25 protein-coding genes are annotated in these 25,353 nt (G+C 56.5%); 16 read left to right on the top strand and 9 right to left on the bottom strand.

The window, feature by feature from the left end; all coding sequences use genetic code 11:
• Positions 1 to 16: 16 nt before the first annotated feature.
• The 3 genes from mlaD to mlaF are packed head-to-tail and all read right to left on the bottom strand — an operon-like array spanning position 17 to position 2,172.
• Positions 17 to 565, bottom strand: a complete 549-nt coding sequence (gene mlaD, locus E0L20_RS18975) for an outer membrane lipid asymmetry maintenance protein MlaD (RefSeq protein ID WP_131635306.1) — start codon at positions 563 to 565, stop codon at positions 17 to 19.
• Between the two features lie 4 nt (positions 566 to 569).
• On the bottom strand, positions 570 to 1,352 hold the full coding sequence (mlaE, locus tag E0L20_RS18970; RefSeq protein ID WP_131635305.1) for a lipid asymmetry maintenance ABC transporter permease subunit MlaE: 783 nt from the start codon (positions 1,350 to 1,352) through the stop codon (positions 570 to 572).
• Between the two features lie 7 nt (positions 1,353 to 1,359).
• Entirely contained in the window at positions 1,360 to 2,172 is an 813-nt protein-coding gene (gene mlaF / locus E0L20_RS18965) for a phospholipid ABC transporter ATP-binding protein MlaF (RefSeq protein ID WP_131635304.1), read from the bottom strand.
• Positions 2,173 to 2,399: 227 nt separating this feature from the next.
• Here mlaF and E0L20_RS18960 point away from each other — a divergent pair, with 227 nt between their 5' ends.
• From E0L20_RS18960 to npr, 11 genes are all read left to right on the top strand, one after another.
• Positions 2,400 to 3,377, top strand: coding sequence for a calcium/sodium antiporter (locus tag E0L20_RS18960; RefSeq protein ID WP_131635303.1), 978 nt, complete (start codon positions 2,400 to 2,402; stop codon positions 3,375 to 3,377).
• A 13-nt stretch (positions 3,378 to 3,390) separates the two neighbouring features.
• Positions 3,391 to 4,377, top strand: a complete 987-nt coding sequence (gene kdsD / locus E0L20_RS18955; RefSeq protein ID WP_131635302.1) for an arabinose-5-phosphate isomerase KdsD — start codon at positions 3,391 to 3,393, stop codon at positions 4,375 to 4,377.
• 14 nt (positions 4,378 to 4,391) lie between these two features.
• Positions 4,392 to 4,958 (top strand): 3-deoxy-manno-octulosonate-8-phosphatase KdsC, encoded by a 567-nt coding sequence (gene kdsC, locus E0L20_RS18950; protein WP_131635301.1) that lies wholly within the window; start codon positions 4,392 to 4,394, stop codon positions 4,956 to 4,958.
• On the top strand, positions 4,955 to 5,530 hold the full coding sequence (lptC, locus tag E0L20_RS18945) for an LPS export ABC transporter periplasmic protein LptC (protein ID WP_131635300.1): 576 nt from the start codon (positions 4,955 to 4,957) through the stop codon (positions 5,528 to 5,530). The genes kdsC and lptC overlap by 4 nt, the downstream gene beginning before the upstream one ends.
• Positions 5,499 to 6,053 carry a lipopolysaccharide ABC transporter substrate-binding protein LptA gene (gene lptA, locus E0L20_RS18940; RefSeq protein WP_131635299.1) on the top strand — a complete coding sequence of 185 codons (555 nt, stop codon included), beginning with the start codon at positions 5,499 to 5,501 and terminating at the stop codon, positions 6,051 to 6,053. The genes lptC and lptA overlap by 32 nt, the downstream gene beginning before the upstream one ends.
• 6 nt (positions 6,054 to 6,059) lie before the next feature.
• The gene (gene lptB / locus E0L20_RS18935; protein WP_131635298.1) at positions 6,060 to 6,785 is read left to right on the top strand and encodes an LPS export ABC transporter ATP-binding protein; all 726 of its coding nucleotides are present in this window, start codon (positions 6,060 to 6,062) and stop codon (positions 6,783 to 6,785) included.
• Between the two features lie 47 nt (positions 6,786 to 6,832).
• Positions 6,833 to 8,266, top strand: coding sequence for an RNA polymerase factor sigma-54 (rpoN, locus tag E0L20_RS18930; RefSeq protein WP_131635297.1), 1,434 nt, complete (start codon positions 6,833 to 6,835; stop codon positions 8,264 to 8,266).
• A gap of 22 nt (positions 8,267 to 8,288) precedes the next feature.
• Complete coding sequence (hpf, locus tag E0L20_RS18925) at positions 8,289 to 8,576, top strand: ribosome hibernation promoting factor (protein WP_119936816.1); 288 nt, start codon at positions 8,289 to 8,291, stop codon at positions 8,574 to 8,576.
• Between the two features lie 82 nt (positions 8,577 to 8,658).
• Complete coding sequence (gene ptsN / locus E0L20_RS18920) at positions 8,659 to 9,150, top strand: PTS IIA-like nitrogen regulatory protein PtsN (RefSeq protein ID WP_131635296.1); 492 nt, start codon at positions 8,659 to 8,661, stop codon at positions 9,148 to 9,150.
• Between the two features lie 45 nt (positions 9,151 to 9,195).
• On the top strand, positions 9,196 to 10,050 hold the full coding sequence (rapZ, locus tag E0L20_RS18915; RefSeq protein WP_131635295.1) for an RNase adapter RapZ: 855 nt from the start codon (positions 9,196 to 9,198) through the stop codon (positions 10,048 to 10,050).
• Positions 10,047 to 10,319 carry a PTS phosphocarrier protein NPr gene (gene npr / locus E0L20_RS18910; RefSeq protein ID WP_003861872.1) on the top strand — a complete coding sequence of 91 codons (273 nt, stop codon included), beginning with the start codon at positions 10,047 to 10,049 and terminating at the stop codon, positions 10,317 to 10,319. The genes rapZ and npr overlap by 4 nt, the downstream gene beginning before the upstream one ends.
• 39 nt (positions 10,320 to 10,358) lie before the next feature.
• On the opposite strand, the gene mtgA is transcribed toward npr, so the two are convergent.
• From mtgA to lptF, 5 genes are all read right to left on the bottom strand, one after another.
• On the bottom strand, positions 10,359 to 11,084 hold the full coding sequence (gene mtgA, locus E0L20_RS18905) for a monofunctional biosynthetic peptidoglycan transglycosylase (RefSeq protein WP_131635294.1): 726 nt from the start codon (positions 11,082 to 11,084) through the stop codon (positions 10,359 to 10,361).
• Positions 11,081 to 11,734, bottom strand: a complete 654-nt coding sequence (gene elbB / locus E0L20_RS18900) for an isoprenoid biosynthesis glyoxalase ElbB (RefSeq protein ID WP_131635293.1) — start codon at positions 11,732 to 11,734, stop codon at positions 11,081 to 11,083. Before elbB ends, mtgA begins: the two co-directional genes overlap by 4 nt.
• Before the next feature lie 231 nt (positions 11,735 to 11,965).
• On the bottom strand, positions 11,966 to 14,299 hold the full coding sequence (gene arcB, locus E0L20_RS18895; RefSeq protein WP_131635292.1) for an aerobic respiration two-component sensor histidine kinase ArcB: 2,334 nt from the start codon (positions 14,297 to 14,299) through the stop codon (positions 11,966 to 11,968).
• Between the two features lie 135 nt (positions 14,300 to 14,434).
• The gene (gene lptG / locus E0L20_RS18890) at positions 14,435 to 15,517 is read right to left on the bottom strand and encodes an LPS export ABC transporter permease LptG (protein WP_131635291.1); all 1,083 of its coding nucleotides are present in this window, start codon (positions 15,515 to 15,517) and stop codon (positions 14,435 to 14,437) included.
• On the bottom strand, positions 15,517 to 16,617 hold the full coding sequence (lptF, locus tag E0L20_RS18885) for an LPS export ABC transporter permease LptF (RefSeq protein ID WP_131635290.1): 1,101 nt from the start codon (positions 16,615 to 16,617) through the stop codon (positions 15,517 to 15,519). The genes lptG and lptF overlap by 1 nt, the downstream gene beginning before the upstream one ends.
• A 266-nt stretch (positions 16,618 to 16,883) precedes the next feature.
• Between lptF and pepA the strand changes: the two genes are divergently transcribed.
• From pepA to ahr, 5 genes are all read left to right on the top strand, one after another.
• Positions 16,884 to 18,395 (top strand): leucyl aminopeptidase, encoded by a 1,512-nt coding sequence (gene pepA, locus E0L20_RS18875; protein ID WP_010436084.1) that lies wholly within the window; start codon positions 16,884 to 16,886, stop codon positions 18,393 to 18,395.
• Positions 18,396 to 18,512: 117 nt separating this feature from the next.
• Positions 18,513 to 18,956: a DNA polymerase III subunit chi gene (holC, locus tag E0L20_RS18870; protein WP_131635289.1), complete on the top strand. Its 444-nt coding sequence runs from the start codon at positions 18,513 to 18,515 to the stop codon at positions 18,954 to 18,956.
• A complete protein-coding gene (locus E0L20_RS18865; RefSeq protein ID WP_131635288.1) occupies positions 18,956 to 21,811 on the top strand; it encodes a valine--tRNA ligase in 2,856 nt (951 codons plus the stop codon). Before holC ends, E0L20_RS18865 begins: the two co-directional genes overlap by 1 nt.
• A 123-nt stretch (positions 21,812 to 21,934) precedes the next feature.
• A complete protein-coding gene (locus E0L20_RS18860) occupies positions 21,935 to 22,438 on the top strand; it encodes a GNAT family N-acetyltransferase (RefSeq protein WP_131635287.1) in 504 nt (167 codons plus the stop codon).
• A gap of 83 nt (positions 22,439 to 22,521) precedes the next feature.
• Complete coding sequence (gene ahr / locus E0L20_RS18855; RefSeq protein ID WP_131635286.1) at positions 22,522 to 23,541, top strand: NADPH-dependent aldehyde reductase Ahr; 1,020 nt, start codon at positions 22,522 to 22,524, stop codon at positions 23,539 to 23,541.
• 92 nt (positions 23,542 to 23,633) lie between these two features.
• Here the strand turns inward: ahr and E0L20_RS18850 are convergent, their stop codons facing one another.
• Positions 23,634 to 25,280 carry a glycerone kinase gene (locus tag E0L20_RS18850; protein WP_131635285.1) on the bottom strand — a complete coding sequence of 549 codons (1,647 nt, stop codon included), beginning with the start codon at positions 25,278 to 25,280 and terminating at the stop codon, positions 23,634 to 23,636.
• Positions 25,281 to 25,353: the final 73 nt, after the last annotated feature.

Below are 25,353 nucleotides of genomic sequence, written 5' to 3'. Positions count from 1 at the left end.
ATGACTTCTCCTGAAATTAATTCGCTGCACCAGGTGCCGGTGCGGCGTTGGTATGCTCTTCACTCTGCGCAGGCGCAGCTTCTGAGTTTTTATCATCCCCTTTACTGTTGTAAAGGAACTGACCAATCATATCTTCCAGCACCATCGCGGACTTCGTATCCTGGATTACGCTACCGTCCTTAAGGATAGTCGTTCCCAGCTCCGGGTCTTCAAAACCGACGTTCAGGGCAAGATATTGCTCACCCAGCAGGCCGGAGGTACGAATGGAAAGCGAGCTGGTATCTGGAATATGGTTGTAGCGCTCTTCAATCTCCATCGCGACGCGCGGGAGATAGGTTTTCTCATCGAGCGTAATATCCGTCACGCGGCCAATCACCACGCCGCCGATGCGAACCGGCGAGCGCGCCTTCAGGCCACCGATATTATCGAAAGTGGCATAGATACGATACGTCGGCTCGGTGCGAACGGAAGTGATATCCGCCGCGCGCAGGCAGATGAACAGTGCAGCCAGCAGGGCTAACAGCAGAAACACGCCAACCCAAATTTCATTTTTTCTCGTTTGCATGAACTCAATTCCCAAACATCAGTGCGGTGAGCACAAAATCCAGACCCAGTACGGCCAGCGACGAATGTACGACAGTACGTGTAGTAGCACGGCTAATGCCCGCCGACGTCGGGATAGCATCGTAACCGTTAAACAAGGCAATCCAGGTGACCGTAATAGCGAACACCACGCTTTTAATCAGGCAGTTAACCAGATCCATTCGCAGGTCGATCGCATCCTGCATAGCAGACCAGAAGAACCCGGCGTCAATCCCTTTCCAGTGCACGCCAACCAGCGAACCGCCCCAAATACCCACGGCGACAAAGAGGATGGTGAGCAACGGTAAGGAAATAACCCCGGCCCAGAAACGTGGCGAGATCACGCGACGCAGCGGATCGACCGCCATCATCTCCATGCTGGAAAGCTGCTCGGTCGCACGCATCAGGCCGATTTCCGCCGTTAGCGCAGAACCCGCGCGTCCGGCAAACAGCAGCGCCGCGACAACCGGCCCCAGCTCACGCAGCAGCGAGAGCGCAACCAGCATTCCAAGGCTCGTTTCCGCGCTGTAGGTGGTGAGAACCAGATACCCCTGCAGCCCCAGCACCATACCGATAAACAGACCGGAAACGATGATGATGAGCATCGACAGCACGCCGACATTATAGAGCTGTCGCACGAGTAAAGGCGTGTGTTTACGGAATTCCGGCTTGCCGACCACCGCGTTGAATAACATCAATCCGGCACGCCCGAACGTCCTGATGGTTTTTATGCCACGGTGTCCGAGAGCGGCCAACGCATTTAACAGCATGAGTGGCTTAACTCCCTATTCCCAGTAAATCATCACGGTAATCGCCCGCAGGATAGCGGAACGGCACGGGTCCATCCGCAATGCCGTCCAGGAACTGACGAACTCGCGGATCGCAATTTTCCTGCAACGCCTGAGCACTGCCGTGCGCAACGATCTTTTTGTCTGCCACAATGTAGGCGTAATCAGCAATGCTCAGCACTTCCGGCACGTCGTGGGAGACCACGATGCAGGTCACGCCGAGCGCGCTGTTCAATTCAGAGATGAGCTTAACCAACACGCCCATAGTGATAGGGTCCTGCCCGACGAAAGGTTCGTCGAACATGATTAAATCAGGTTCTAACGCAATGGCGCGCGCCAGCGCGGCGCGACGTGCCATACCGCCGGAAAGCTCAGACGGCATTAATTTCGCCGCACCTCGCAGCCCCACGGCTTCCAGCTTCATCATCACGGTGCTTTTCAGCAGTTCTGGCGGCAGCTGGGTATGTTCTCGCAGCGGATAAGCCACGTTATCGAAGACGTTCATGTCGGTGAATAACGCTCCCGACTGAAAAAGCATGCTCATGCGCTTACGCACGGTATACAGGCGCGATCGCGACATCTCCGGGACGTTTTCCCCGTCGAAAAGAATTTCTCCGCTGTCTGGTGGGATCTGCCCACCAATGAGTCGTAACAGAGTCGTTTTACCGATCCCGGACGGCCCCATAATGGCGGTAATCTTGCCACGCGGTACGGTCAACGAAATATCATCAAATATCAATCTGTCGGCGCGAGAAAAGCTCACACCGCGGACATCGACTATATTCGCCATCGTTTGGCTCATTTATGGTTCCTTTCTTACCCTGCCTCATGCGAAGCGTAACGCTTAAATCAGCCCTAAACCCCACATTTTTACAGAATATTAGCCTTTGAGGTTAGCGAAAGCTGGCATTTGTTTTACTTTTCCAGCGCATAAAGTCAAAATTAGGAATTCGTTACGTCTCAGACTGTATGCAGCGCCGGCAATTCTGCACGGTGGACCGGCGAGTATACCTGAAGAAAGGACTTTTGATGCTTTTAGCAACAGCACTGTTAATAATTGGTTTACTTTTGGTGGTCTACAGTGCTGACCGTTTAGTGTTTGCCGCATCGATCCTGTGCCGTCTGATTGGCGTACCGCCTATTGTCATCGGGATGACCGTTGTCAGCGTCGGTACTTCTCTTCCTGAAATAATCGTCTCGGTTACCGCCTCATTGCACGGTCAGGTTGACCTCGCGATTGGCACGGCGATCGGCTCTAACATCGTCAATATTCTGCTTATTTTAGGCCTTGCCGCGCTGCTGCATCCTTTTCGCGTGCATTCTGATGTTCTGCGCCGCGAATTGCCGCTAATGTTAATCGTAAGCCTGCTGGCAGGCTGCGTATTTTATGATGGGGTGCTGAGCTACAGCGACGGCATTTTCCTGCTGGCGCTGGCGGCCATCTGGCTACTTTATAGTGTTAAAATCGCCCGGCAGGCTGAAAAACAGGGTCATGACAGCCTGACGCGCGAGCACGTTGCCGAACTCCCGCGCGAAGGCACGCTTCCCGTCGCGCTGCTTTGGCTTGGCGTTGCGTTAATCATTATGCCGATGGCCACGCGCATGGTGGTGGATAACGCAACGGTGCTGGCGAACTATTTCGCCATGAGCGAACTGACCATCGGCCTGACCGTGATTGCCATCGGCACCAGCCTGCCGGAGCTGGCCACGGCCATTGCTGGCGCACGTAAGGGCGAAGACGATATCGCCATTGGCACCATCATCGGTTCCAACATTTTCAATATCGCCATCGTGATGGGGCTACCGGCTCTGATTTCACCGGGGCCATTTAACCCTATGGCCTTCACGCGTGATTACGGTGTGATGCTGCTGGTCAGCGTGATTTTCGCCCTGCTCTGCTGGCGGCGAAAAGAGCAGATAGGCAAAGGCGCAGGCGCGCTGCTGACAGGTGGATTTATCGTATGGATGGCGATGCTGTACTGGCTCTCGCCTCTTCTCTCTGGGTAAACGGAAACGCATTATGTCGCAAGTAGAATTGCAGCCGGGTTTTGACTTTCAGAAAGCAGGCAAAGACGTTCTGGAGATTGAACGTGAAGGTCTGGCGCAGTTAGATCAGTACATTAATCAGGATTTTAGTCTGGCATGTGAGAAGATATTCTACTGTGCCGGTAAAGTCGTGGTCATGGGAATGGGCAAGTCCGGTCACATCGGACGCAAAATGGCGGCGACGTTTGCCAGCACGGGAACCTCCTCCTTCTTTGTCCATCCTGGTGAAGCCGCGCACGGCGATCTGGGGATGGTCACGCCGCAGGATGTGGTCATTGCACTGTCGAATTCTGGCGAGTCCAATGAGATCCTGGCGCTGATCCCAGTATTGAAGCGCCTGCAGGTTCCGCTCATTTGCATGACCAGCCGCCCCGAAAGCAGCATGGCGCGCGCCGCGGATATTCACCTGTGTGTGAAGGTCCCCAAAGAAGCCTGCCCGCTTGGTCTTGCGCCGACATCCAGCACCACGGCTGCGCTGGTCATGGGCGATGCGCTGGCCGTTGCGCTGCTTGAAGCCCGGGGCTTTACGCCGGAAGATTTCGCGTTGTCCCACCCGGGTGGCGCGCTGGGCCGCAAGCTGCTGCTGCGGGTGAACGATATTATGCACACGGGCGATGAGATCCCTCACGTCAGCAAAGAGGCTTCGCTGCGCGATGCGCTGCTGGAGATCACCCGTAAAAATCTGGGCATGACGGTGATATGCGATGACCTGATGAAAATTCAGGGCATTTTCACCGATGGCGACCTGCGTCGCGTGTTCGATATGGGGGTGGATGTCCGCACGCTCGGCATTGCCGACGTCATGACGACAGGCGGTATTCGCGTGCGTCCAGGCACGCTGGCTGTGGATGTATTGAACCTGATGCAGTCCCGTCATATCACCTCCGTCATGGTTGCCGATGGCGACCAATTGCTGGGTGTGGTACATATGCATGATCTGCTGCGCGCGGGCGTAGTGTAATGAAGGATAAGACAATGAGTAATGCGGGTGCATCCCTTGCAACCTGTTATGGTCCGGTGAGTACCTCCATGATGGCAAAGGCGGAAAATATTCGCCTGCTGATCCTGGATGTGGATGGCGTACTCTCCGATGGCCTGATTTACATGGGCAATAATGGCGAAGAGCTGAAAGCATTTAACGTTCGCGACGGTTACGGCATTCGCTGCGCGCTCACGTCGGGTATTGAAGTTGCAATCATCACCGGACGAAAAGCTAAACTGGTAGAAGATCGCTGTGAAACGCTGGGCATTACCCATCTGTATCAGGGGCAATCCGACAAGATGGTCGCCTTCAACGATCTGCTGGGTAAACTGGCTATCGCACCGGAAAATGTGGCCTACGTCGGGGACGATCTGATTGACTGGCCGGTGATGGCGGAAGTGGGCCTGAGTATCGCGGTGGCCGATGCGCATCCGCTGCTGATCCCGCGCGCTGACTATGTTACCCATATTAACGGTGGCCGTGGTGCCGTACGTGAAGTCTGCGATCTGCTTCTGCTGGCGCAGGGCAAGCTTGATGAGGCCAAAGGGCAATCGATATGAGTAAAACCAGACGTTGGGTTATCATTCTGCTTTCGCTTGTTGCGCTGGTCCTGATTGGCGTGAATCTCGCCGATCGTGACGATACGCAGACAGAAGTGGTGAATAATAACGAGCCGACCTATAAAAGCGATCACAGCGACACCGTGGTCTACAGCCCTGAAGGGGCGCTGAACTATCGGCTGATTGCCCAGCATGTAGAATATTTTTCAGATGACGGTATTTCCTGGTTTACCCAGCCCGTCATGACCACGTTCGATACGGACAAAGTGCCGACGTGGTCGATTAAGTCAGACAGGGCAAAGCTGACGAACGACCGTATGCTGTATCTGTACGGCCACGTTGAAGTCAACGCCCTGACCCCTGACTCGCAGCTGCGCAAAATTACGACGGATAATGCCCAGATCAACCTGGTGACCCAGGATGTCACGTCGCAGGATCTGGTCACACTGTATGGCACTACATTTAATTCCAGCGGTCTGAGAATGCGCGGGAACTTACGCAGCAAAAACGCCGAGCTGATTGAAAAGGTTAGAACCTCCTATGAAATTCAAAACAAACAAACTCAGCCTTAAAGTAATTATCGCCAGTGCGATGCTGGCGGCCAGTCTTCCCGCTTTTGCTGTGACGGGTGATACCGAGCAGCCAATTCATATCGAGTCCGACGCGCAGTCGCTCGATATGCAGGGTAACGTCGTCACCTTCACGGGCAACGTCGTCATGACCCAGGGCACGATCAAAATTAACGCCGACAAAGTGGTCGTTACCCGCCCAGGCGGCGAGCAGGGCAAAGAAATCATCGATGGCTATGGCAATCCGGCCACCTTCTACCAGATGCAGGACAACGGCAAGCCGGTAAAAGGGCGTGCCTCGCACATGCATTACGAACTGGCGAAGGATCTGGTTATCCTCACCGGTAACGCCTATCTGGAGCAGCTGGACAGCAATATCACCGGCGACAAGATCACCTATCTGGTGAAAGAGCAGAAAATGCAGGCCACCAGTGAGAAAGGCAAACGCGTGACTACCGTGCTTGTTCCGTCCCAGCTGCAGGACAAAGGCAAAGGCCAGGCCCCGGCACAGAAGAAGAGTAACTAATTCGCTATGGCAACATTAACTGCAAAAAATCTTGCGAAAGCCTACAAGGGCCGCCGCGTCGTGGAAGATGTCAGTCTGACCGTCAATTCCGGCGAAATCGTGGGCCTACTTGGCCCTAACGGTGCGGGTAAAACCACCACGTTTTACATGGTCGTCGGCATTGTGCCGCGCGATGCGGGCAACATTATCATCGACGATGAAGACATTAGCCTGCTGCCGCTGCACGCGCGCGCGCGTCGTGGCATAGGCTACCTGCCTCAGGAAGCCTCCATTTTCCGCCGCCTGAGCGTTTACGATAACCTGATGGCGGTACTGCAAATTCGTGACGATCTGACCAGCGAACAGCGTCAGGATCGCGCCAATGAGCTGATGGAGGAGTTCCACATCGAACACCTGCGCGACAGCCTCGGTCAGGCGTTATCCGGCGGTGAACGTCGCCGTGTTGAAATTGCGCGCGCGCTGGCGGCGAACCCGAAGTTCATCCTGCTGGATGAACCCTTCGCGGGCGTTGACCCGATCTCCGTTATCGACATCAAACGTATTATCGAGCATCTGCGCGACAGCGGGCTTGGCGTGCTGATCACCGACCACAACGTTCGTGAAACGCTGGCGGTGTGTGAACGCGCCTACATTGTGAGCCAGGGCCATCTGATCGCCCACGGTACGCCGCAGCAAATCCTCGAAGATGAGCATGTTAAGCGCGTGTACCTTGGGGAAGACTTCAGACTCTGATAGGGTAGAGGTAACACAACGCCGAACCGGAGAAAAATGCTCTGAACATGAAGCAAGGTTTGCAATTACGGCTCAGCCAACAACTGGCAATGACGCCGCAGCTACAGCAGGCAATTCGCCTGTTGCAGTTGTCCACGTTAGAACTCCAGCAGGAGCTCCAGCAGGCGCTGGACAGCAATCCGCTGCTGGAGCAAACCGATCTTCATGACGAGGTAGATACTCAGCAATCGCAGGACACTGAAACGCTCGATACCGTTGATGCGCTCGAACAAAAAGAGATGCCGGACGAGCTTCCGCTGGATGCCAGCTGGGATGAACTCTACACCGCCGGAACGCCTTCGGGCACGCGTGCAGATTACCAGGACGACGAGCTGCCGGTTTATCAGGGCGAAACGACCCAGTCGCTGCAGGACTACCTGATGTGGCAAGTTGAGCTGACGCCCTTCTCCGACACCGACCGCGCAATTGCGACGTCAATTGTCGATGCCGTCGATGACACCGGCTACTTGACCGTCACGCTTGACGATATTCTGGAAAGCATCGGCGACGACGAGATTGAACTCGAAGAGATTGAAGCCGTCCTGAAGCGCATCCAGCGCTTCGATCCGGTCGGGGTCGCGGCAAAAGATCTGCGCGATTGCCTGCTAATCCAGCTCTCGCAGTTCGACAAAACCACGCCCTGGCTTGATGAGGCCCGATTAATCATCAGCGATCATCTGGATCTGCTGGCTAACCACGATTTCCGTACCCTGATGCGCGTCACGCGCCTGAAGGAAGAGGTGCTGAAAGAAGCGGTTAACCTGATCCAGTCGCTCGATCCGCGCCCCGGTCAGTCGATCCAGACCAGCGAACCCGAGTATGTCATCCCGGATGTCCTGGTCAGAAAGCACAACGACCGCTGGGTCGTTGAACTGAACTCAGACAGCATTCCTCGTCTGCAAATTAATCAGCAATACGCCTCCATGTGCACCAGCGCGCGTAACGACTCCGACAATCAATATATTCGCAGCAACCTGCAGGAAGCGCGATGGCTGATCAAAAGTCTGGAGAGCCGAAATGATACGCTGCTGCGCGTAAGCCGCTGTATTGTCGAACAGCAGCAGGCGTTCTTTGAGCAGGGCGAAGAGTACATGAAGCCGATGGTGCTGGCGGATATCGCCCAGGCCGTCGAGATGCATGAATCAACCATTTCCCGCGTGACCACGCAGAAGTATCTGCACAGTCCGCGCGGTATTTTTGAGCTTAAGTATTTCTTCTCCAGCCATGTGAGCACCGAGGGCGGTGGCGAAGCCTCGTCCACGGCGATCCGTGCACTGGTTAAGAAGTTGATCGCAGCGGAGAACCCCGCGAAGCCACTGAGTGACAGTAAGTTAACCACCATGCTGTCCGATCAGGGTATTATGGTGGCACGTCGTACTGTTGCGAAGTATCGAGAGTCTTTATCCATTCCGCCGTCTAACCAGCGTAAACAACTGGTCTGACACAACCGATAAGGAAGACACTATGCAGCTCAACATCACAGGACACAATGTCGAGATTACTGAGGCATTACGCGATTTTCTGAACACGAAGTTCGCGAAGCTCGAACAGTATTTCGAAAGGATCAATCAGGTCTATATTGTGTTGAAAGTGGAGAAAGTGACTCATATCTCGGATGCAACCCTGCACGTTAACGGGGGCGAACTCCATGCCAGTGCGGAAGGGCAAGACATGTACGCGGCTATCGACGGCTTGATTGATAAGCTTGCGCGACAGCTCAATAAACATAAAGATAAACTGAAACAACACTAATTGTCCGGGCAGTTAACGGGTGCAGGACGGCCTGTTGTGAAACACAACAGGCCATTTGTACAGTTAGCGCTTAGGTGAAATTATGATGAACAACGATTCGGCTCTTCAACTGAGCAATGTCCTTAACCAGGAATGTACCCGCAGTGGCGTTCACTGCCAGAGCAAAAAACGTGCGCTGGAGATCATCAGTGAACTGGCCGCAAAACAGCTGGGCCTACCGCCGCAGGTGGTGTTCGAAGCTATCCTGACCCGTGAAAAAATGGGCAGTACCGGCATCGGCAACGGTATCGCGATCCCGCACGGCAAGCTCGAAGAAGACACCCTGCGTGCCGTCGGCGTGTTTGTGCAGCTCGAAACGCCTATTGCCTTCGATGCCATCGATAACCAGCCGGTCGATCTCCTCTTCGCGCTGCTGGTGCCCGCCGACCAGACAAAAACCCATCTGCATACGCTTTCGCTGGTCGCTAAACGCCTGGCTGATAAAACCATTTGCCGTCGACTGCGTTCAGCCCAAAGTGATGAAGAGCTCTACCAGATTATCACTGAAGCAGAAGGCAATCAGGATGATGCATAACCGGGAGATGGCTTTCACATCTGTTGTCCTGAGGAGAAACGGAACATGGTGCTGATGATCGTCAGTGGCCGCTCGGGGTCGGGGAAATCCGTCGCCCTGCGCGCGCTGGAAGATATGGGATTTTACTGCGTCGATAACCTGCCGGTGGTGCTGTTGCCGGAGCTGGCGCGGACGCTGGCCGACAGGCAGATCTCGGCAGCGGTCAGCATTGACGTGCGTAACATGCCCGAATCGCCGGAGATCTTTGAACAGGCGATGAGCAACCTGCCTGACGCGTTCTCGCCGCAGCTGCTGTTTCTGGACGCCGATCGCAACACGCTGATCCGCCGCTACAGCGACACCCGCCGTCTGCACCCGCTCTCCAGTAAAAACCTCTCCCTGGAAAGCGCCATCGACCAGGAAAGCGATCTGCTGGAGCCGCTGCGGTCACGGGCGGATCTGATTGTCGACACCTCCGAAATGTCCGTTCACGAACTGGCAGAAATGCTGCGAACCCGCCTGCTGGGCAAGCGCGAGCGCGAGCTGACCATGGTATTCGAATCCTTCGGCTTTAAGCACGGTATCCCTATTGATGCGGATTACGTTTTCGACGTGCGCTTCCTGCCAAACCCGCACTGGGACCCAAAACTGCGTCCAATGACCGGGCTGGATAAGCCTGTCGCGGCCTTCCTCGACCGGCACACAGAAGTACACAATTTTATCTACCAGACGCGAAGCTACCTTGAGCTATGGTTACCTATGCTGGAAACAAACAATCGTAGCTACCTGACGGTGGCGATTGGCTGTACCGGCGGTAAACATCGTTCGGTCTATATCGCCGAACAGCTGGCCGACTATTTCCGCTCGCGCGGAAAGAACGTTCAGTCCCGTCATCGCACGCTGGAAAAACGCAAAACATGACCGTAAAACAGACCGTTGAGATCACCAACAAGCTGGGTATGCACGCCCGCCCGGCGATGAAGCTGTTTGAGCTGATGCAGGGTTTTGATGCTGAAGTTCTGCTGCGTAACGATGAAGGTACCGAGGCGGAAGCCAACAGCGTGATTGCGCTGCTGATGCTGGACTCCGCCAAAGGTCGCCAGATCGAAGTCGAGGCGACCGGCCCGCAGGAAGAAGAGGCGCTGGCAGCGGTGATTGCGCTGTTCAACGCCGGGTTTGACGAAGACTAACGTTCGCCCTTTCGGCGGGTGGCGCTGCGCTTACCCGCCCTACATTAAGTTGTTACGCTCCATAAACCCTTCCCCACCCAGCTGACGCATCTGGCGCATAATCCACGCCTGACGGCTCCGCACGTATCCCGAGGGAGCGCTGGCTTTGAACTTGATGGGATTCGGCAGAACGGCGGCAAGCAGCGCGGCTTCAGACATACTCAAACGGCTGGCTGGTTTATTGAAGTAACGCTGTGAGGCGGCCTCAACGCCAAATACGCCGTCGCCAAACTCCGCGATATTCAGATAGACGGTCAGAATACGCTTCTTGCTCCAGACCGTTTCGACGCCCAGCGTTAGCCCTGCTTCGAGCCCTTTGCGCACCCAGCTTCGGCCATCCCATAAAAACAGGTTTTTGGCGGTCTGCTGCGAAAGGGTCGATGCGCCGCGCACCCGGTTTTCGTGACGTTCGTTATGGGCAAGCGCCTTCTCGATAGCGGCCACGTCGAAACCCCAGTGCTCTGGGAATTTCTGATCCTCTGCGGCGATCACCGCCAGCCCCATGAACGGAGAGATCTCATCCATGCTCACCCAGTCAGAATGCGCAACGTAGCTGAAATCACCGGTGAACCATGCGCTGACCTGACGCTCAATCATGACGGCGGAAAAGGGAACCGGCAGAATGCCGAACAGGGCAATCCCGCCGCCCCAGAACACCGCCAGCACAAGCACAATGCGAAGCAGGATACGTTTTACCCACGCTCCTGCGGAATATTTGCGGCTCATTCAGCGAGAACCAACACTCTGTCCACCAGCTTTTCGATACCCGCAGCGGCCTCAGCGATGTTTTGCGCCAGCATATACGCAGGCGTGGTGACAATTTTGTTGTCTTCATCGACCACAATGTCATCGACCGGGCAAGGCACGTGTTCGCCGCCCATCTCGTCGACAAGCTCTGCGGTATCAATATCCGTCCCGATAGTCAGGCGCAGGGGGAAATCAAAAATAGCGGGCAGCATCGCCGGCGCGATACAGATAAAGCCCAGCGGCTTGCCTGCCGCATGCATCGCCTGTGACAGCGCTTTTAAATCTGGATCGACCCAGCACTCCGCCCCCTGAGTGGCGAAGGTGCTGAGATTTTTGGCTGCGCCAAAGCCGCCCGGCACGATTAAGGCATCTAGCTCGGCGGCATCAGCCTCAATCAGAGGATGAATATCTCCGCGGACAATTCGCGCCGCTTCAATCAGCACGTTGCGGTTTTCCGCCATCGGTTCACCGGTAAGATGATTAATCACATCCGCCTGGTTTTTATCCGGCGCGAAGCAGACCACCTCAGCGCCCCGGCGCGATAATGCCAGCAGCGTGATTACGGCTTCGTGTATTTCCGAACCATCGTAAACACCGCAGCCGCTGAGCACGACACCAATCTTTTTCATCATGACGATCCTTCTATGCAACGTGCTGAGGCACATTAATAATTCTGATTAAAACGCTATGCTTCACACATTTCACTGATTCATGTAACAAACCATTTAAGATTTGCTATCTTATTTGCGTGCGGCCTAAATATTCAGGCGGCGTCCAAGCGAAAACAACACAAAAAATCAGGCGCAGCCACGATTTCCCTGGTGTTGGCGCAGTATTCGCGCACCCCGGTTAAGCCGGGGTCATTTTTTTCTGGCATCCACCCAGGCTTTCAGCACCGCCACATCGTTCTGCCACTCTTGTTTCATCTCTTCAACCCAATCACCTACGTTATCTTCCCATGCAGGTAAATCAGGCGACTGAATCTGTTGGCCCAGCTGCTGCAGATGGCGTAGCCCAACCGACCCCGCGGCCCCTTTAATCTTATGCCCTTCTTCCACAATGCCTTTCCGATCGCGCGCGGTCAGGTTAGATTCCAGCACGCTTAAATAACCCGGCATCATTTTTTCGAATACGGCCAGGCCATCGGTAATCAGTTTAGGCCCCACCAGGTCGATATACTGCTCCAGCATCGCGGTATCGAGTAGTGTGTGGGCTTTAGCGCTATCAACAGACGTCATGGTGCTCTCCTCTTCATCACGGGTATCCCAGAACTTCTTGATCATGGCGGTCAGGGCAGGCACCGCCAGCGGCTTGCTGAGCACATCATCCATACCGGCATCGAGGTACTCTTTTTTGTCCTTCAGCACGTTCGCCGTCAGCGCCACCAGCGGCGGCAGATCCTCGGCGGCATACTTGCTCGTCAGTTCGCGAGAAATATCCAGCCCGGTCATGTCCGGCAGCTGAATATCCAGCAGAACAAGGTCATATTCGCCAGGAGTGAACATCTCCAGCGCGGCTTTACCGGTCATCGCCACGTCCACGCTGTTACCCAGCTTTTCGAGAACGGAGCGCGCCACGATAACGTTCAGCTCGATGTCTTCCACCAGCAGCACGTGCAGCGCCGGCAGCGGCATATCGTCGCTCTCAAAGGTATCTTCAACCTCTTCAGCGACCGCAGGCGCATGTACCGTCAGGGTAAAGGTTGAACCTTTTCCCGTCTGGCTGGCAACGGTGATGTCCCCGCCCATGCTCTTCGCCAGACGTTTAGACACCGCCAGGCCAATCCCCGTACCGGTTGCAGGCTTACCGCCATTGCTGTCTTTCACCTGATAATACATGGCGAAGATTTTGTCCTGCTCCTCCTGCGGAATACCAATCCCTGAGTCTTCCACCTCGAAGTGCAGCATGTCGCCTTCGTCATAGCGAATGCGCACGGCAACCCGCCCCTTCTGGGTGAACTTCACGGCGTTACTGATCAGGTTCCACAGGATCTGGCGCAGACGCGTGCCGTCCGTCACCACTTTATGCGGCAGCGGCAGGGTCGGTTCCATCACGAAGCTCAGCCCTTTTTGCTGAGCCTGCAGCCCTGAGAGGTTCTCCAGGTCAGCGAGGAAGCTCGTAAAATCAACCGGCTGATTATCAAGCTGAACTTTACGACGCTCCATTTTATCCATGTCGATAATATCGTTGAAGATATTACCCAGCGTCACCGCCGAGACGTGGATCGTCTTCAGGTATTTTTCCTGCTCATCGGTCAGGTCGGTATCCAGCAGAATACGGCTCAGCCCTACGATGCCGTTGAGCGGCGTGCGCAGTTCGTGGCTGATGGTCGAGATAAAGGTGGTTTTGTCACGGCTGGCGCGCTCGAGCGCATCCTGATAGCGCTTACGCTCGGTAATATCGCGGCCAAAGCCCATCAGCCCGTGGCGTTTGCCCACGCGGTCATAGTACGGGACCTTACGGATTTCAAAGCAGGCCTTGCGCCCGTCCGGATAATCCAGCCACTGTTCGTAGGTCAGCGAGACGTTGTGGCGGAAGACCTTTTCATCCGTCTCCATCACTTTTGCTGCCGCCTCTTCAGAATAAACATCCTGCGGCTTGAGGTTGATCAGTTGTTTTTCGCTTTTCCCGGTCAACAGCTCCATGGCGCGGTTACAGCCGGAAAACTCTTTATCTTCGTTGCGGTAGAACACCAGATCCGGCGAAGCATCCAGGAAAGAGCGCAGGAAGGAGGATTGCTGCTCAAGCTGAATTTGCGTGACCTCACGCTCTTTCATTTCAATTTTAAGCTGCTCCAGCGTGGTCTGGCGCTCGGCCTCTGCCTTCTCACGATCCGAGATCTCCTGATTAAGCTGGGCAATGTTGTCCTTCAGCTGAACGTTCAGTTTCAGATCGCGCTCGCGCATCTCCTCCAGCTTATCCACCAGCTTAGACAGGCGCTGGCGCGACTCTTCCAGCTGTTCAACCACCACGGACAGGAAATAGACCGCCCAGGGGGTAATCAACAGGCCGAAGAAGATAGATCGGATCACGTCGATACTTTCGACCTGACCGTGCAGAACCATGGTGACAGCCATTTGCACGACAATGGCCAGAACAACCAGCGCCAAGGCCAACAGCATGGAGAACCGCACCAGCCCAAGCTTCATCATCAGGTCGACGTAGTACTGGGCGAGCATTCGAATTTGCTTCATAGAAGATCCCTTCACGACTTTATCGCTCAATAATACTCAAATTCACGGCGAGGCGTTGAAGGTTGTGAGAAAAAGTGCGGGGTGAAACAGGAGATTAGCCTCGCCCCCGGAGAAACGGGGGCGAGGAGAGGAAGGTCAGGAACGTCTCAGCAGCAGCCAGAGGCTGATCAGCAGGAAGCTGGCGCTCGGCAGCAGCGCACCGATAATCGGCGGAATGCCGTACACCAGAGTCAGCGGACCGAAGATCTGGTCAAGAACGTAGAACACGAAGCCGAAGCTGATACCGGTCACGACGCGCACGCCCATCGGCACGCTGCGCAACGGCCCGAAGATGAACGACAGCGCCATCAGCATCATGACCGCCACCGACATCGGCTGGAAGATTTTGCTCCACATGTTGAGCTGATAGCGTCCGGCATCCTGTCCGCTCGACTTCAGGTACTTCACGTAGTTATGCAGACCGCTAATCGACAGCGCATCGGGATCAAGCGCAACCACCCCAAGCTTGTCGGGCGTCAGGTTGGTCTTCCACGTACCCGATACCGTCTGTGAACCGGTGATCTGTTTTGGATTCGTCAGGTCAGACTCATCCACCTGCGACAGACGCCACTGCTTATGTTCAGCATCAAATTTTGCCGATGAGGCGTGACGTACGGACAGCAGACGGCGCTCATCGTTGAAGGCATAAATGCTTACGCCGCCCAGTTCGTCATCGCCTTTAACCCGTTCGATGTAGACGAAGTTTTTACCATCTTTCGCCCATAGCCCTTGCTGAGTGGAGAGCAGTGAACCACCGTACATGGCCTGCGCGCGATAGTTACGCGCCATCTGCTCACCCTGCGGTGCCACCCACTCGCCAATCGCCATGGTTAGCAGAACCAGCGGGATCGCGGTTTTCATGACCGAGAGCGCAACCTGCATACGGGTAAAGCCCGATGCCTGCATCACCACCAGTTCGCTACGCTGTGCCAGCATCCCCAGCCCCAGCAGCGCGCCAAGCAGCGCCGCCATCGGGAAGAAGATCTGCACATCTTTCGGCACGCTGAGCAGGGTATACATTCCTGCGCCCAGCGCGTCGTAGCTGCCCTGCCCGGCTTTTTTCAGCTGATCGACAAACTTGATAATGCCGGAGAGCGACACCAGCATGAACAACGTCATCATGATGGTGGAGAAAATCGTTTTACCGATATAGCGATCGAGAACGCCAAACGCCTGCATTACAACGCTCCTTTACGCGAGAATCGGGCACGAATGCGGCGCATCGGCACCGTATCCCACAGGTTTAATCCCAGCGCCAGCAGGATGTACAGGCTGTTGATCGCCCACGTCCAGATCATCGGATCCAGCTTCCCTTTCGCGCCGTTAGAGCGAATCGAGGTCTGCAGCAGGAAATACACGAGATAAAGCAGCATCGCCGGCAGCATCGACAGCACGCGGCCCTGACGTGGGTTTACCACGCTCAGCGGCACCACAATAAATGCCATCATAAATACGGTGAATACGAGGGTGATACGCCAGTGGAACTCTGCACGCGCTCTGTCAGTATCGGTATTCCACAGGGTGCGCATATCCATCTGCTCGGTATCACTGGGGTCCAGCGCGACGGCCTGGTGGCCGATAATGGCCTGATAGTTCTGGAAATCGGTGATGCGGAAATCGCGCAGCATCGCGGTGCCTTCGAAACGCGTCCCCTTGTTCAGCGTGACGACCTGAGAACCGTCTTTACGCTGGGCAAGCTGACCGGAATCGGCAACCACCACCGACGGGCGCGCGTTGCCTTTGGTGCGCAGCTGGGCCAGGAAGACGTCGTTAAATTTGCTGCCGTCGACGCTCTCGATGAACAGAACGGAGTTACCGTCGGTTGCCTGCTGGAACTGACCCTGCGCCAATGCCGCCATACCGGGGTTCGCCTTGGCTTCGGCCAGGACTTCATCCTGATGGCGAGAGGACATAGGGCCCGCCCACATAACGTTCACGGCGGCAACGATGCCGGTAAACAGCGCCAGAACAAAAGCAGCTTTCAGCAGCACGGCTTTGCTCAAGCCGCAGGCATGCATCACCGTGATTTCACTTTCGGTGTAGAGTCTTCCCAGCGTCATGAGCAGGCCAAGGAAAAGGCTCAGCGGTAGAATAAGCTGCGCCATTTCCGGGACGCCTAACCCAAGCAGGGAAAGCACCAGATTCGTAGGAATTTCACCGTCAACGGCCGCACCGAGGATCTTAACCAGCTTCTGACAGAAAAAAATCAGCAGCAGGATAAAGAGGATCGCCAGTTGGCTTTTGAGCGTCTCCCGCACCAGATATCTTATGATTATCACTTTAAATACGCCCGTAAAAACCCGTCTCTTTGCTGGAAAATCGCTTGTTTCATGGCTTAAACGTCATTTATTCTCTTGAGTCGTCGAAATCATCGCTAAGATTAAAACATCCGGCGGATTCACGCTTCAGGACTTTTTCTGACGTGTCGAAACCGTAATAACGTAAGATTAACACGAAGTCACCACAACAGCGGACATGAGTTACGAAAGGTTTCAATTCTATCCGTAGCCGCCGCCGTTGTCTTTAAGATTCAGGAGCGTAGTGCATGGAGTTCAGTGTAAAAAGCGGTAGCCCGGAGAAACAGCGGAGTGCCTGCATCGTTGTGGGCGTCTTTGAACCGCGCCGACTCTCCCCGATCGCCGAGCAACTCGATAAAATCAGCGACGGCTACATCAGCGCCCTGCTGCGCCGTGGCGAACTGGAAGGCAAACCTGGGCAGACGCTGTTACTGCACCATGTTCCGAACGTCCTGTCAGAGCGAATTCTGCTGATTGGCTGCGGCAAAGAGCGCGAGCTGGACGAGCGTCAGTACAAGCAGGTTATTCAGAAAACTATTAATACGCTGAATGATACCGGCTCGATGGAAGCCGTCTGCTTCCTGACCGAACTGCACGTTAAAGGCCGTAACACCTACTGGAAAGTGCGCCAGGCAGTCGAGACGGCAAAAGAGAGCCTTTACAGCTTCGACCAGCTGAAGACCAATAAAAGCGAGCCGCGTCGCCCGCTGCGTAAAATGGTCTTTAACGTCCCAACCCGTCGCGAGCTGACGAGCGGCGAGCGCGCGATCCAGCACGGACTGGCAATTGCCGCCGGTATCAAAGCCGCGAAAGATCTTGGCAACATGCCGCCAAACATCTGCAATGCCGCGTATCTGGCCTCTCAGGCGCGACAGCTGGCGGATTCCTACAGCAAGAACGTCATCACCCGCGTCATCGGCGAACAGCAGATGAAAGAGCTGGGGATGCACTCTTACCTGGCGGTTGGCAACGGCTCTCAGAACGAATCCCTGATGTCCGTTATCGAGTACAAGGGCAACCCGTCCGAAGACGCGCGCCCGATCGTGCTGGTCGGTAAAGGCCTGACCTTCGACTCCGGCGGTATCTCCATCAAGCCTGCCGAAGGCATGGACGAGATGAAGTACGACATGTGCGGCGCGGCGGCGGTGTATGGCGTGATGCGCATGGTGGCTGAACTTCAACTGCCGATTAACGTCATCGGCGTGCTGGCAGGCTGTGAAAACATGCCTGGGGGCCGCGCTTATCGTCCGGGCGACGTGCTGACCACCATGTCCGGCCAGACCGTTGAAGTGCTAAATACCGACGCCGAAGGCCGTCTGGTGCTGTGCGACGTGCTGACCTACGTTGAGCGCTTCGAACCTGAAGCGGTAATCGACGTGGCAACGCTGACCGGCGCCTGCGTGATCGCCCTGGGCCACCACATCACCGGCCTGATGTCGAACCACAACCCGCTGGCGCACGAGCTGATCGGCGCGTCCGAACAGGCCGGTGACCGCGCGTGGCGCCTGCCGCTGGGCGATGAGTTCCAGGAGCAGCTGGAGTCCAACTTTGCGGATATGGCGAATATCGGCGGTCGTCCTGGCGGGGCGATCACCGCGGGCTGCTTCCTGGCACGCTTCACCCGCAAGTACAACTGGGCACACCTGGATATCGCGGGCACCGCATGGCGCTCCGGTAAAGCCAAAGGCGCAACCGGCCGTCCGGTGGCGCTGCTGTCGCAGTTCCTGCTCAATCGTGCGGGTTTTAACGGCGACGAGTGATGTAAACGCCGGGTGGCGGCTTCGCCTTACCCGGCCTACAGCGTCACTCAACCGTAGGCCGGGTAAGCGTAGCGCCACCCGGCTTTGCATTTAAATCCACGACAAGAAGCCCCATATATGAAGAATGCAACGTTCTACCTTCTGGACAACGACACCCATCAGGATGGCCTCAGCGCCGTCGAACAGCTGGTGTGTGAAATTGCCGCAGAACGTTGGCGCGCAGGCAAACGCGTGTTGATCGCCTGTGAAGATGAGCAGCAGGCGATTCGCCTTGATGAAGCGCTGTGGGCGCGCCCGGCGGAGAGCTTTGTGCCGCATAACCTGTCGGGCGAAGGTCCGCGCGGCGGCGCACCGGTAGAAATTGCCTGGCCGCAGAAGCGCAACAGCAGCGCGCGCGATATTCTGATTAGCCTGCGGATAGACTTTGCAGATTTTGCCACCGCTTTCACAGAAGTGGTAGACTTTGTCCCTTACGAAGAATCTTTGAAACAACTGGCGCGCGAACGCTATAAAGCGTACCGCCTGGCTGGTTTTAACCTGAATACGGCAACCTGGACATAATGGAAAAAACATACAACCCACGCGATATCGAACAGCCGCTTTACGAGCACTGGGAACAGCAGGGCTATTTCAAGCCTAACGGCGACGAAAGCAAAGAGTCCTTCTGCATCATGATCCCGCCGCCGAACGTCACCGGCAGTTTGCATATGGGTCATGCTTTCCAGCAAACCATCATGGACACCATGATCCGCTACCAGCGCATGCAGGGCAAAAACACCCTGTGGCAGGCGGGGACGGACCACGCGGGTATCGCGACCCAGATGGTGGTAGAGCGTAAAATTGCCGCTGAAGAAGGTAAAACCCGTCACGACTACGGTCGCGATGCGTTCATCGATAAAATCTGGCAGTGGAAGGCGGAATCCGGCGGTACCATTACCCGTCAGATGCGCCGTCTCGGCAACTCCGTGGACTGGGAGCGCGAGCGCTTCACCATGGACGAAGGCCTGTCCAACGCCGTGAAAGAAGTCTTCGTGCGCCTGTACAAAGAAGACCTGATTTACCGCGGCAAGCGCCTGGTAAACTGGGACCCGAAACTGCGCACCGCCATCTCTGACCTGGAAGTGGAAAACCGCGAGTCTAAAGGCTCCATGTGGCACATCCGCTATCCGCTGGCCGACGGCGCAAAAACCGCCGACGGTAAAGATTACCTGGTGGTCGCGACTACCCGTCCGGAAACCCTGCTGGGCGATACCGGCGTGGCCGTTAACCCGGAAGATCCGCGCTATAAAGACCTGATCGGCAAATTCGTGGTGCTGCCGCTGGTTGACCGCCGCATTCCGATTGTGGGCGACGAACACGCCGACATGGAAAAAGGCACCGGCTGCGTGAAAATCACCCCGGCGCACGACTTTAACGACTATGAAGTGGGTCGTCGTCACGCCCTGCCGATGATCAATATTCTGACCTTCGACGGCGATATCCGCGAAAGCGCAGAAGTGTACGACACCAAAGGCGAAGAGTCCGACGTTTACTCCAACGCTATCCCGGCTGAGTTCCAGAAGATGGAACGTTTTGTCGCGCGTAAAGCGATTGTGGCTGCCGTTGACGCGCTCGGCCTGCTGGAAGAGATCAAACCTCACGATCTGACCGTGCCGTACGGCGACCGTGGCGGCGTGGTGATCGAGCCGATGCTGACCGACCAGTGGTACGTGCGTGCCGACGTGCTGGCGAAACCGGCCGTTGAAGCGGTTGAGAACGGCAGCATTCAGTTCGTACCGAAGCAGTACGAAAACATGTACTTCTCCTGGATGCGTGACATCCAGGACTGGTGTATCTCCCGTCAGCTGTGGTGGGGTCACCGTATTCCGGCGTGGTACGACAACGAAGGTAACGTCTACGTTGGCCGCACCGAAGACGAAGTGCGTCAGGAAAACAACCTGAGCGCGGACGTTGCGCTGCGTCAGGACGAAGACGTGCTGGATACCTGGTTCTCCTCCGCGCTGTGGACCTTCTCCACGCTCGGCTGGCCTGAGAACACCGACGCGCTGCGTCAGTTCCACCCAACCAGCGTGATGGTCTCCGGCTTCGACATCATCTTCTTCTGGATTGCCCGCATGATCATGATGACCATGCACTTCATCAAAGACGAAGACGGCAAGCCGCAGGTTCCGTTCCATACCGTCTACATGACCGGTCTGATCCGCGACGACGAAGGCCAGAAGATGTCCAAGTCCAAGGGTAACGTTATCGACCCGCTGGATATGGTTGACGGTATCTCTCTGGAAGACCTGCTGGAAAAACGTACCGGCAACATGATGCAGCCGCAGCTGGCAGAGAAAATCCGCAAGCGCACCGAGAAGCAGTTCCCGAACGGAATTGAGTCTCACGGCACTGACGCCCTGCGCTTCACCCTGGCGGCGCTGGCCTCTACCGGCCGCGACATCAACTGGGACATGAAGCGTCTGGAAGGCTACCGTAACTTCTGTAACAAGCTGTGGAACGCCAGCCGCTTCGTGCTGATGAACACCGAAGATCAGGACTGCGGCTTCAACGGCGGCGAAATGACCCTGTCTCTGGCGGACCGCTGGATCCTGGCGGAATTCAACCAGACGGTGAAAGCGTTCCGTGAGGCGCTGGACAGCTACCGCTTCGACATTGCGGCGGGCATCCTGTACGAATTCACCTGGAACCAGTTCTGCGACTGGTATCTGGAGCTGGCGAAGCCGGTAATGAACGGCGGAACTGAGGCGGAACTGCGCGGCACGCGCAACACGCTGATTACCGTTCTGGAAGGCCTGCTGCGCCTGGCGCATCCGGTCATTCCATTCATCACCGAAACCATCTGGCAGCGCGTGAAGGTCATTGCAGGCATCAACGCCGACACCATCATGCTGCAGCCGTTCCCGGAATTCGATGCGGCGAAGGTTGATGAAGCGGCGTCTGCGGATACCGAGTGGCTGAAGCAGGCGATCGTTGCGGTACGTAACATCCGTGCTGAGATGAACATTGCCCCAGGAAAACCGCTTGAGCTGCTGCTGCGCGGCTGCAGCGAGGCTGCCGTTCGTCGCGTCAGCGAGAACAACACCTTCCTGAAAACCATGGCGCGTCTGGAAAGCATCACCGTGCTGCCTGCGGATGACAAAGGTCCGGTTTCCGTGACCAAAATCATCGACGGCGCCGAGCTGCTGATCCCGATGGCGGGCCTGATCGACAAAGACGCCGAGCTGGCGCGTCTGGCGAAAGAAGTGGCGAAAGTCGACGTGGAAATTGGTAAAATCGAAAGCAAGCTGGCGAACGAAGGCTTTGTCGCCCGCGCGCCGGAAGCGGTCATCGCCAAAGAGCGTGAACGCCTGGTTGCTTTCGCCGATGCGAAGACCAAGCTGATTGAGCAGCAGGCGGTTATTTCCGCCCTGTAATGCTTTTACCCCTTACGCTTCAGGGCGTAAGGGGTAACCTTCCTGAAAACTCCTCGCTTGCACTCCCCTTTCTGCGGTGCTATTAACAGCAGTTGTGTGTCAATCTTTGTAATGAGTAATGCTATGAGCGTGATTACCCCCGTCGCGACGACAATGCGCCCGATCGCCGAGCAGGATAACCGGGCTATCGCCGCCGTTATCCGCACCGTTTCCGCCGAATACGGCCTGACCGCTGACAAAGGCTACACGGTTGCCGACCCGAACCTGGACGAACTGTTCCAGCTCTACAGCCAGCCGGGGCACGCCTACTGGATACTTGAGCAGGATGGCAAGGTCGTAGGCGGCGGTGGCGTTGCGCCACTCAGCTGCAGCGAGCCGGACATCTGCGAGCTGCAGAAAATGTATTTCCTGCCGTCTGTGCGTGGGCAGGGCCTGGCGAAGAAGCTGGCCCTCGTTGCCCTTGAGCACGCGCGCACCCAGGGTTTTAAGCGCTGTTACCTCGAAACGACCGCCTTCCTCAAAGAGGCTATTGGCCTGTATGAGCATCTGGGCTTTGAGCATATCGATGCGCCGCTGGGCTGTACCGGCCACGTTGACTGCGAAGTCAGAATGCTGAAAAGTCTGTAAATTTTGTTCCTGCCCTCTTCTGTTAAGCGGCTGTAAACTGAATGCTCTACACTCTCAGTTCACACCATAACGGGGGAAACACGATGTCGAAGATAAAAAGCTACGCCGCACCGCAGGCGGGTGCAGAACTTGAGCTGTACGAGTACGATGCGGGCGAACTAAAAGCAGAAGACGTCGAAGTGCAGGTTGATTACTGCGGGATCTGCCACTCAGATCTCTCGATGATCGACAACGAATGGGGCTTCTCCAGCTATCCGCTGGTTGCCGGGCACGAAGTCATTGGCCGCGTGGTGGCGCTCGGTAGCGCCGCGCAGGACAAAGGGCTGAAGGTTGGCCAGCGCGTGGGCATTGGCTGGACGGCACGCAGCTGCGGCCACTGTGACGCCTGTATCAGCGGGAACCAGATCAACTGCCTCGAAGGGGCTACGCCGACCATTCTCAACAAAGGTGGTTTCGCCGATAAGCTGCGCGCCGACTGGCAATGGGTCATCCCGCTGCCGGACAGCATTGATATCGAATCCGCAGGGCCGCTGCTGTGCGGCGGTATCACCGTCTTCAAACCGCTGTTGATGCACCATATCACCGCCACCAGCCGCGTGGGCGTGATCGGTATTGGCGGCCTGGGGCATATCGCCATCAAGCTGCTGCACGCGATGGGCTGCGAAGTGACGGCATTCAGCTCCAACCCGGCGAAAGAGAAAGAAGTGCTGGCGATGGGTGCGGATAAAGTGGTGAACAGCCGCGATCCGGACGCGCTGAACGCGCTGGCGGGTCAGTTTGACCTGATCATCAACACCGTGAACGTCGATCTCGACTGGCAGCCGTACTTCGAAGCGCTGGCCTATGGCGGTAACTTCCACACCGTGGGTGCCGTAATGAAGCCCCTGCCGGTTCCGGCGTTTACCCTGATCGGCGGGGATCGCAGCATTTCCGGTTCTGCGACCGGGACGCCATATGAACTGCGCAAGCTGATGAAGTTTGCCGGACGCACCAAAGTGGCACCAACCACCGAGCTGTATCCGATGTCGAAGATCAACGAAGCGATCCAGCACGTGCGCGACGGCAAGGCCCGTTACCGCGTGGTGTTGAAAGCGGATTTTTGATATGACATTGCCGGGGAATGTGCGGCCTGTTGCCCTCATCCCAACCCTCTCCCACTGGGAGAGGGCGCAAACACTAAAAACGGTAACGGTTGTTACCGTTTTGCTTCTACCATGGCCTTAAACACCTCTGCCACCGCGACCGCCCCCGGGTCCATCACGCCGTCCAGATTCTCTTTATTCACGTACGACGAGCGCCCCGCTCCGGCTTTTGCCATCTTCGCCGTGGCCTCCGCGCCCTGCTGCGCGGCCTTCGCCGCTGACTCGATATCGCCTTTCCGCAACGCCTCCAGCGCCGGCTGCAGCGCGTCGATTAGCGTGCGATCGCCGAGATCTGCCCCGCCGTACTGCTTCATCTGCGCCAGCCCGCTCAGCAGCGCCTCCGGCAGCGGCTGCCCATCGTGAAGCTTTTGCCCCGCCGCCGTGAAGAAGATCGACATCAATACCCCGCTCGATCCGCCCATCACCGTCGCCAGCCGCTCGCCCACCAGCAGCAGCAGCGTAGAGACGTCGTTCAGCGGAAGATTGTTCTCCTCCAGGCGCTGCGCAATATCCCTCGCGCCTTGCGCAAAAGTAGAACCGGTATCGCCATCACCCACTTTGGCATCCAGCGCGTTCAGGCGGTTTTCCAGCTGGATTAGCGTCTTCGTCACCGAAGAGACGTGCTCCCTCACCTGCGGATTGTTCGACGGGGTGTATTCCACACGATCGTGGATCGCGCTATGGGAAACGGTGCGCAACGGCGCAAACGCTACGGGCTTTTGCCAGCCCAGCGTCTCCACCTCGGCGTGAATCGCTTTTTCAAAGAGATCGTTTAGCTTCAGCAGCGTGAGCGAAAACCCCTTCATGTCGAGCGCACTGACGAGCGGCGCAGGACCGATGAGATACGCAATATCGTCTTTCAGCGCCGAATGCGCCAGCTCTTTGGTCAGCAGCGCCATCTCCAGCGCCGAGACGCCGCCGAGGTTGTTAATCAGCACCGCAAAGCGCCCTTCGCCCGCCTGCGCCTTTAACGGCTTCACCAGCGTGTCGATAATCTCCTTGCTGTTTTGCGTATCCACCACAGATGCACCCGGCTCGCCGTGAATGCCCAGCCCCAGCTCCACGTGGCCTTGCTTAATGCGCCCCTCTTCATCGTCGCTGCCCGGCAGGTTGCAGGTTTGCATTGCCACGCCCAGGCTCCAGAGGCTGTCGCAGGCCTCTTGCGCAATGTTCCGCACGTCGCTCAGCGATTTACCCTGCTCTGCCGCATAGCCCGCAATCTTATGCACCAGCGATGTTCCCGCGATACCACGCGGCTGCTTGTTATCCGGCAGTGCGATGTCGTCTGCGACAATCACCATCTCGACCTTCAGCCCGTAGCGTTTGGCCTTTTCAGCCGCCAGGCCGAAGTTCAGACGGTCGCCGGTGTAGTTTTTCACAATCAGCAGACAGCCGCGATCGCCCGTCACCGCCACAATGGCATTTAGCACCGCATCGACGCTCGGGGAGGCAAACAGGTCTCCACACACTGCCGCCGTCAGCATCCCTTTGCCGACAAACCCGGCGTGCGCGGGTTCGTGACCCGAACCGCCCCCGGAGATGACCGCCACGCGGCTTTTATCCCAGTCGGCGCGCGCCACCACGCGAATCGCCGGGTCGATATCAAGCTTGACGAGGTTGCCACGCGGGGCCGAGATCAGAATACCTTCAATGGCGTCGTTGACCAGCTGTTTGCGGTCGTTAAAAAAGAATCTGGACATAGCTTCCCAAAATGTTGTGAACCGTATGCAAAAGCATAGTCCGCGCTGGGTAATGCGCCGCAAAGTCAGCAAT

The organism is Enterobacter wuhouensis, assembly GCF_004331265.1.
In the GTDB taxonomy this organism is placed as follows: domain Bacteria; phylum Pseudomonadota; class Gammaproteobacteria; order Enterobacterales; family Enterobacteriaceae; genus Enterobacter; species Enterobacter wuhouensis.
This window is presented reverse-complemented; position numbering and strand designations above follow the sequence as displayed.

Coding starts and splice junctions, on each gene's coding strand:
- E0L20_RS18865 (WP_131635288.1), top strand. CDS start 18,956: ATGGAAAAAACATACAACCCACGCGATATCGAACAGCCGCTTTACGAG.
- lptC (WP_131635300.1), top strand. CDS start 4,955: ATGAGTAAAACCAGACGTTGGGTTATCATTCTGCTTTCGCTTGTTGCG.
- rpoN (WP_131635297.1), top strand. CDS start 6,833: ATGAAGCAAGGTTTGCAATTACGGCTCAGCCAACAACTGGCAATGACG.
- ptsN (WP_131635296.1), top strand. CDS start 8,659: ATGATGAACAACGATTCGGCTCTTCAACTGAGCAATGTCCTTAACCAG.
- lptB (WP_131635298.1), top strand. CDS start 6,060: ATGGCAACATTAACTGCAAAAAATCTTGCGAAAGCCTACAAGGGCCGC.
- mlaF (WP_131635304.1), bottom strand. CDS start 2,172: ATGAGCCAAACGATGGCGAATATAGTCGATGTCCGCGGTGTGAGCTTT.
- ahr (WP_131635286.1), top strand. CDS start 22,522: ATGTCGAAGATAAAAAGCTACGCCGCACCGCAGGCGGGTGCAGAACTT.
- lptG (WP_131635291.1), bottom strand. CDS start 15,517: ATGCAGGCGTTTGGCGTTCTCGATCGCTATATCGGTAAAACGATTTTC.
- lptA (WP_131635299.1), top strand. CDS start 5,499: ATGAAATTCAAAACAAACAAACTCAGCCTTAAAGTAATTATCGCCAGT.
- E0L20_RS18860 (WP_131635287.1), top strand. CDS start 21,935: ATGAGCGTGATTACCCCCGTCGCGACGACAATGCGCCCGATCGCCGAG.
- hpf (WP_119936816.1), top strand. CDS start 8,289: ATGCAGCTCAACATCACAGGACACAATGTCGAGATTACTGAGGCATTA.
- E0L20_RS18960 (WP_131635303.1), top strand. CDS start 2,400: ATGCTTTTAGCAACAGCACTGTTAATAATTGGTTTACTTTTGGTGGTC.
- npr (WP_003861872.1), top strand. CDS start 10,047: ATGACCGTAAAACAGACCGTTGAGATCACCAACAAGCTGGGTATGCAC.
- arcB (WP_131635292.1), bottom strand. CDS start 14,299: ATGAAGCAAATTCGAATGCTCGCCCAGTACTACGTCGACCTGATGATG.
- holC (WP_131635289.1), top strand. CDS start 18,513: ATGAAGAATGCAACGTTCTACCTTCTGGACAACGACACCCATCAGGAT.
- mtgA (WP_131635294.1), bottom strand. CDS start 11,084: ATGAGCCGCAAATATTCCGCAGGAGCGTGGGTAAAACGTATCCTGCTT.
- E0L20_RS18850 (WP_131635285.1), bottom strand. CDS start 25,280: ATGTCCAGATTCTTTTTTAACGACCGCAAACAGCTGGTCAACGACGCC.
- mlaD (WP_131635306.1), bottom strand. CDS start 565: ATGCAAACGAGAAAAAATGAAATTTGGGTTGGCGTGTTTCTGCTGTTA.
- kdsD (WP_131635302.1), top strand. CDS start 3,391: ATGTCGCAAGTAGAATTGCAGCCGGGTTTTGACTTTCAGAAAGCAGGC.
- elbB (WP_131635293.1), bottom strand. CDS start 11,734: ATGAAAAAGATTGGTGTCGTGCTCAGCGGCTGCGGTGTTTACGATGGT.
- pepA (WP_010436084.1), top strand. CDS start 16,884: ATGGAGTTCAGTGTAAAAAGCGGTAGCCCGGAGAAACAGCGGAGTGCC.
- kdsC (WP_131635301.1), top strand. CDS start 4,392: ATGAGTAATGCGGGTGCATCCCTTGCAACCTGTTATGGTCCGGTGAGT.
- mlaE (WP_131635305.1), bottom strand. CDS start 1,352: ATGCTGTTAAATGCGTTGGCCGCTCTCGGACACCGTGGCATAAAAACC.
- rapZ (WP_131635295.1), top strand. CDS start 9,196: ATGGTGCTGATGATCGTCAGTGGCCGCTCGGGGTCGGGGAAATCCGTC.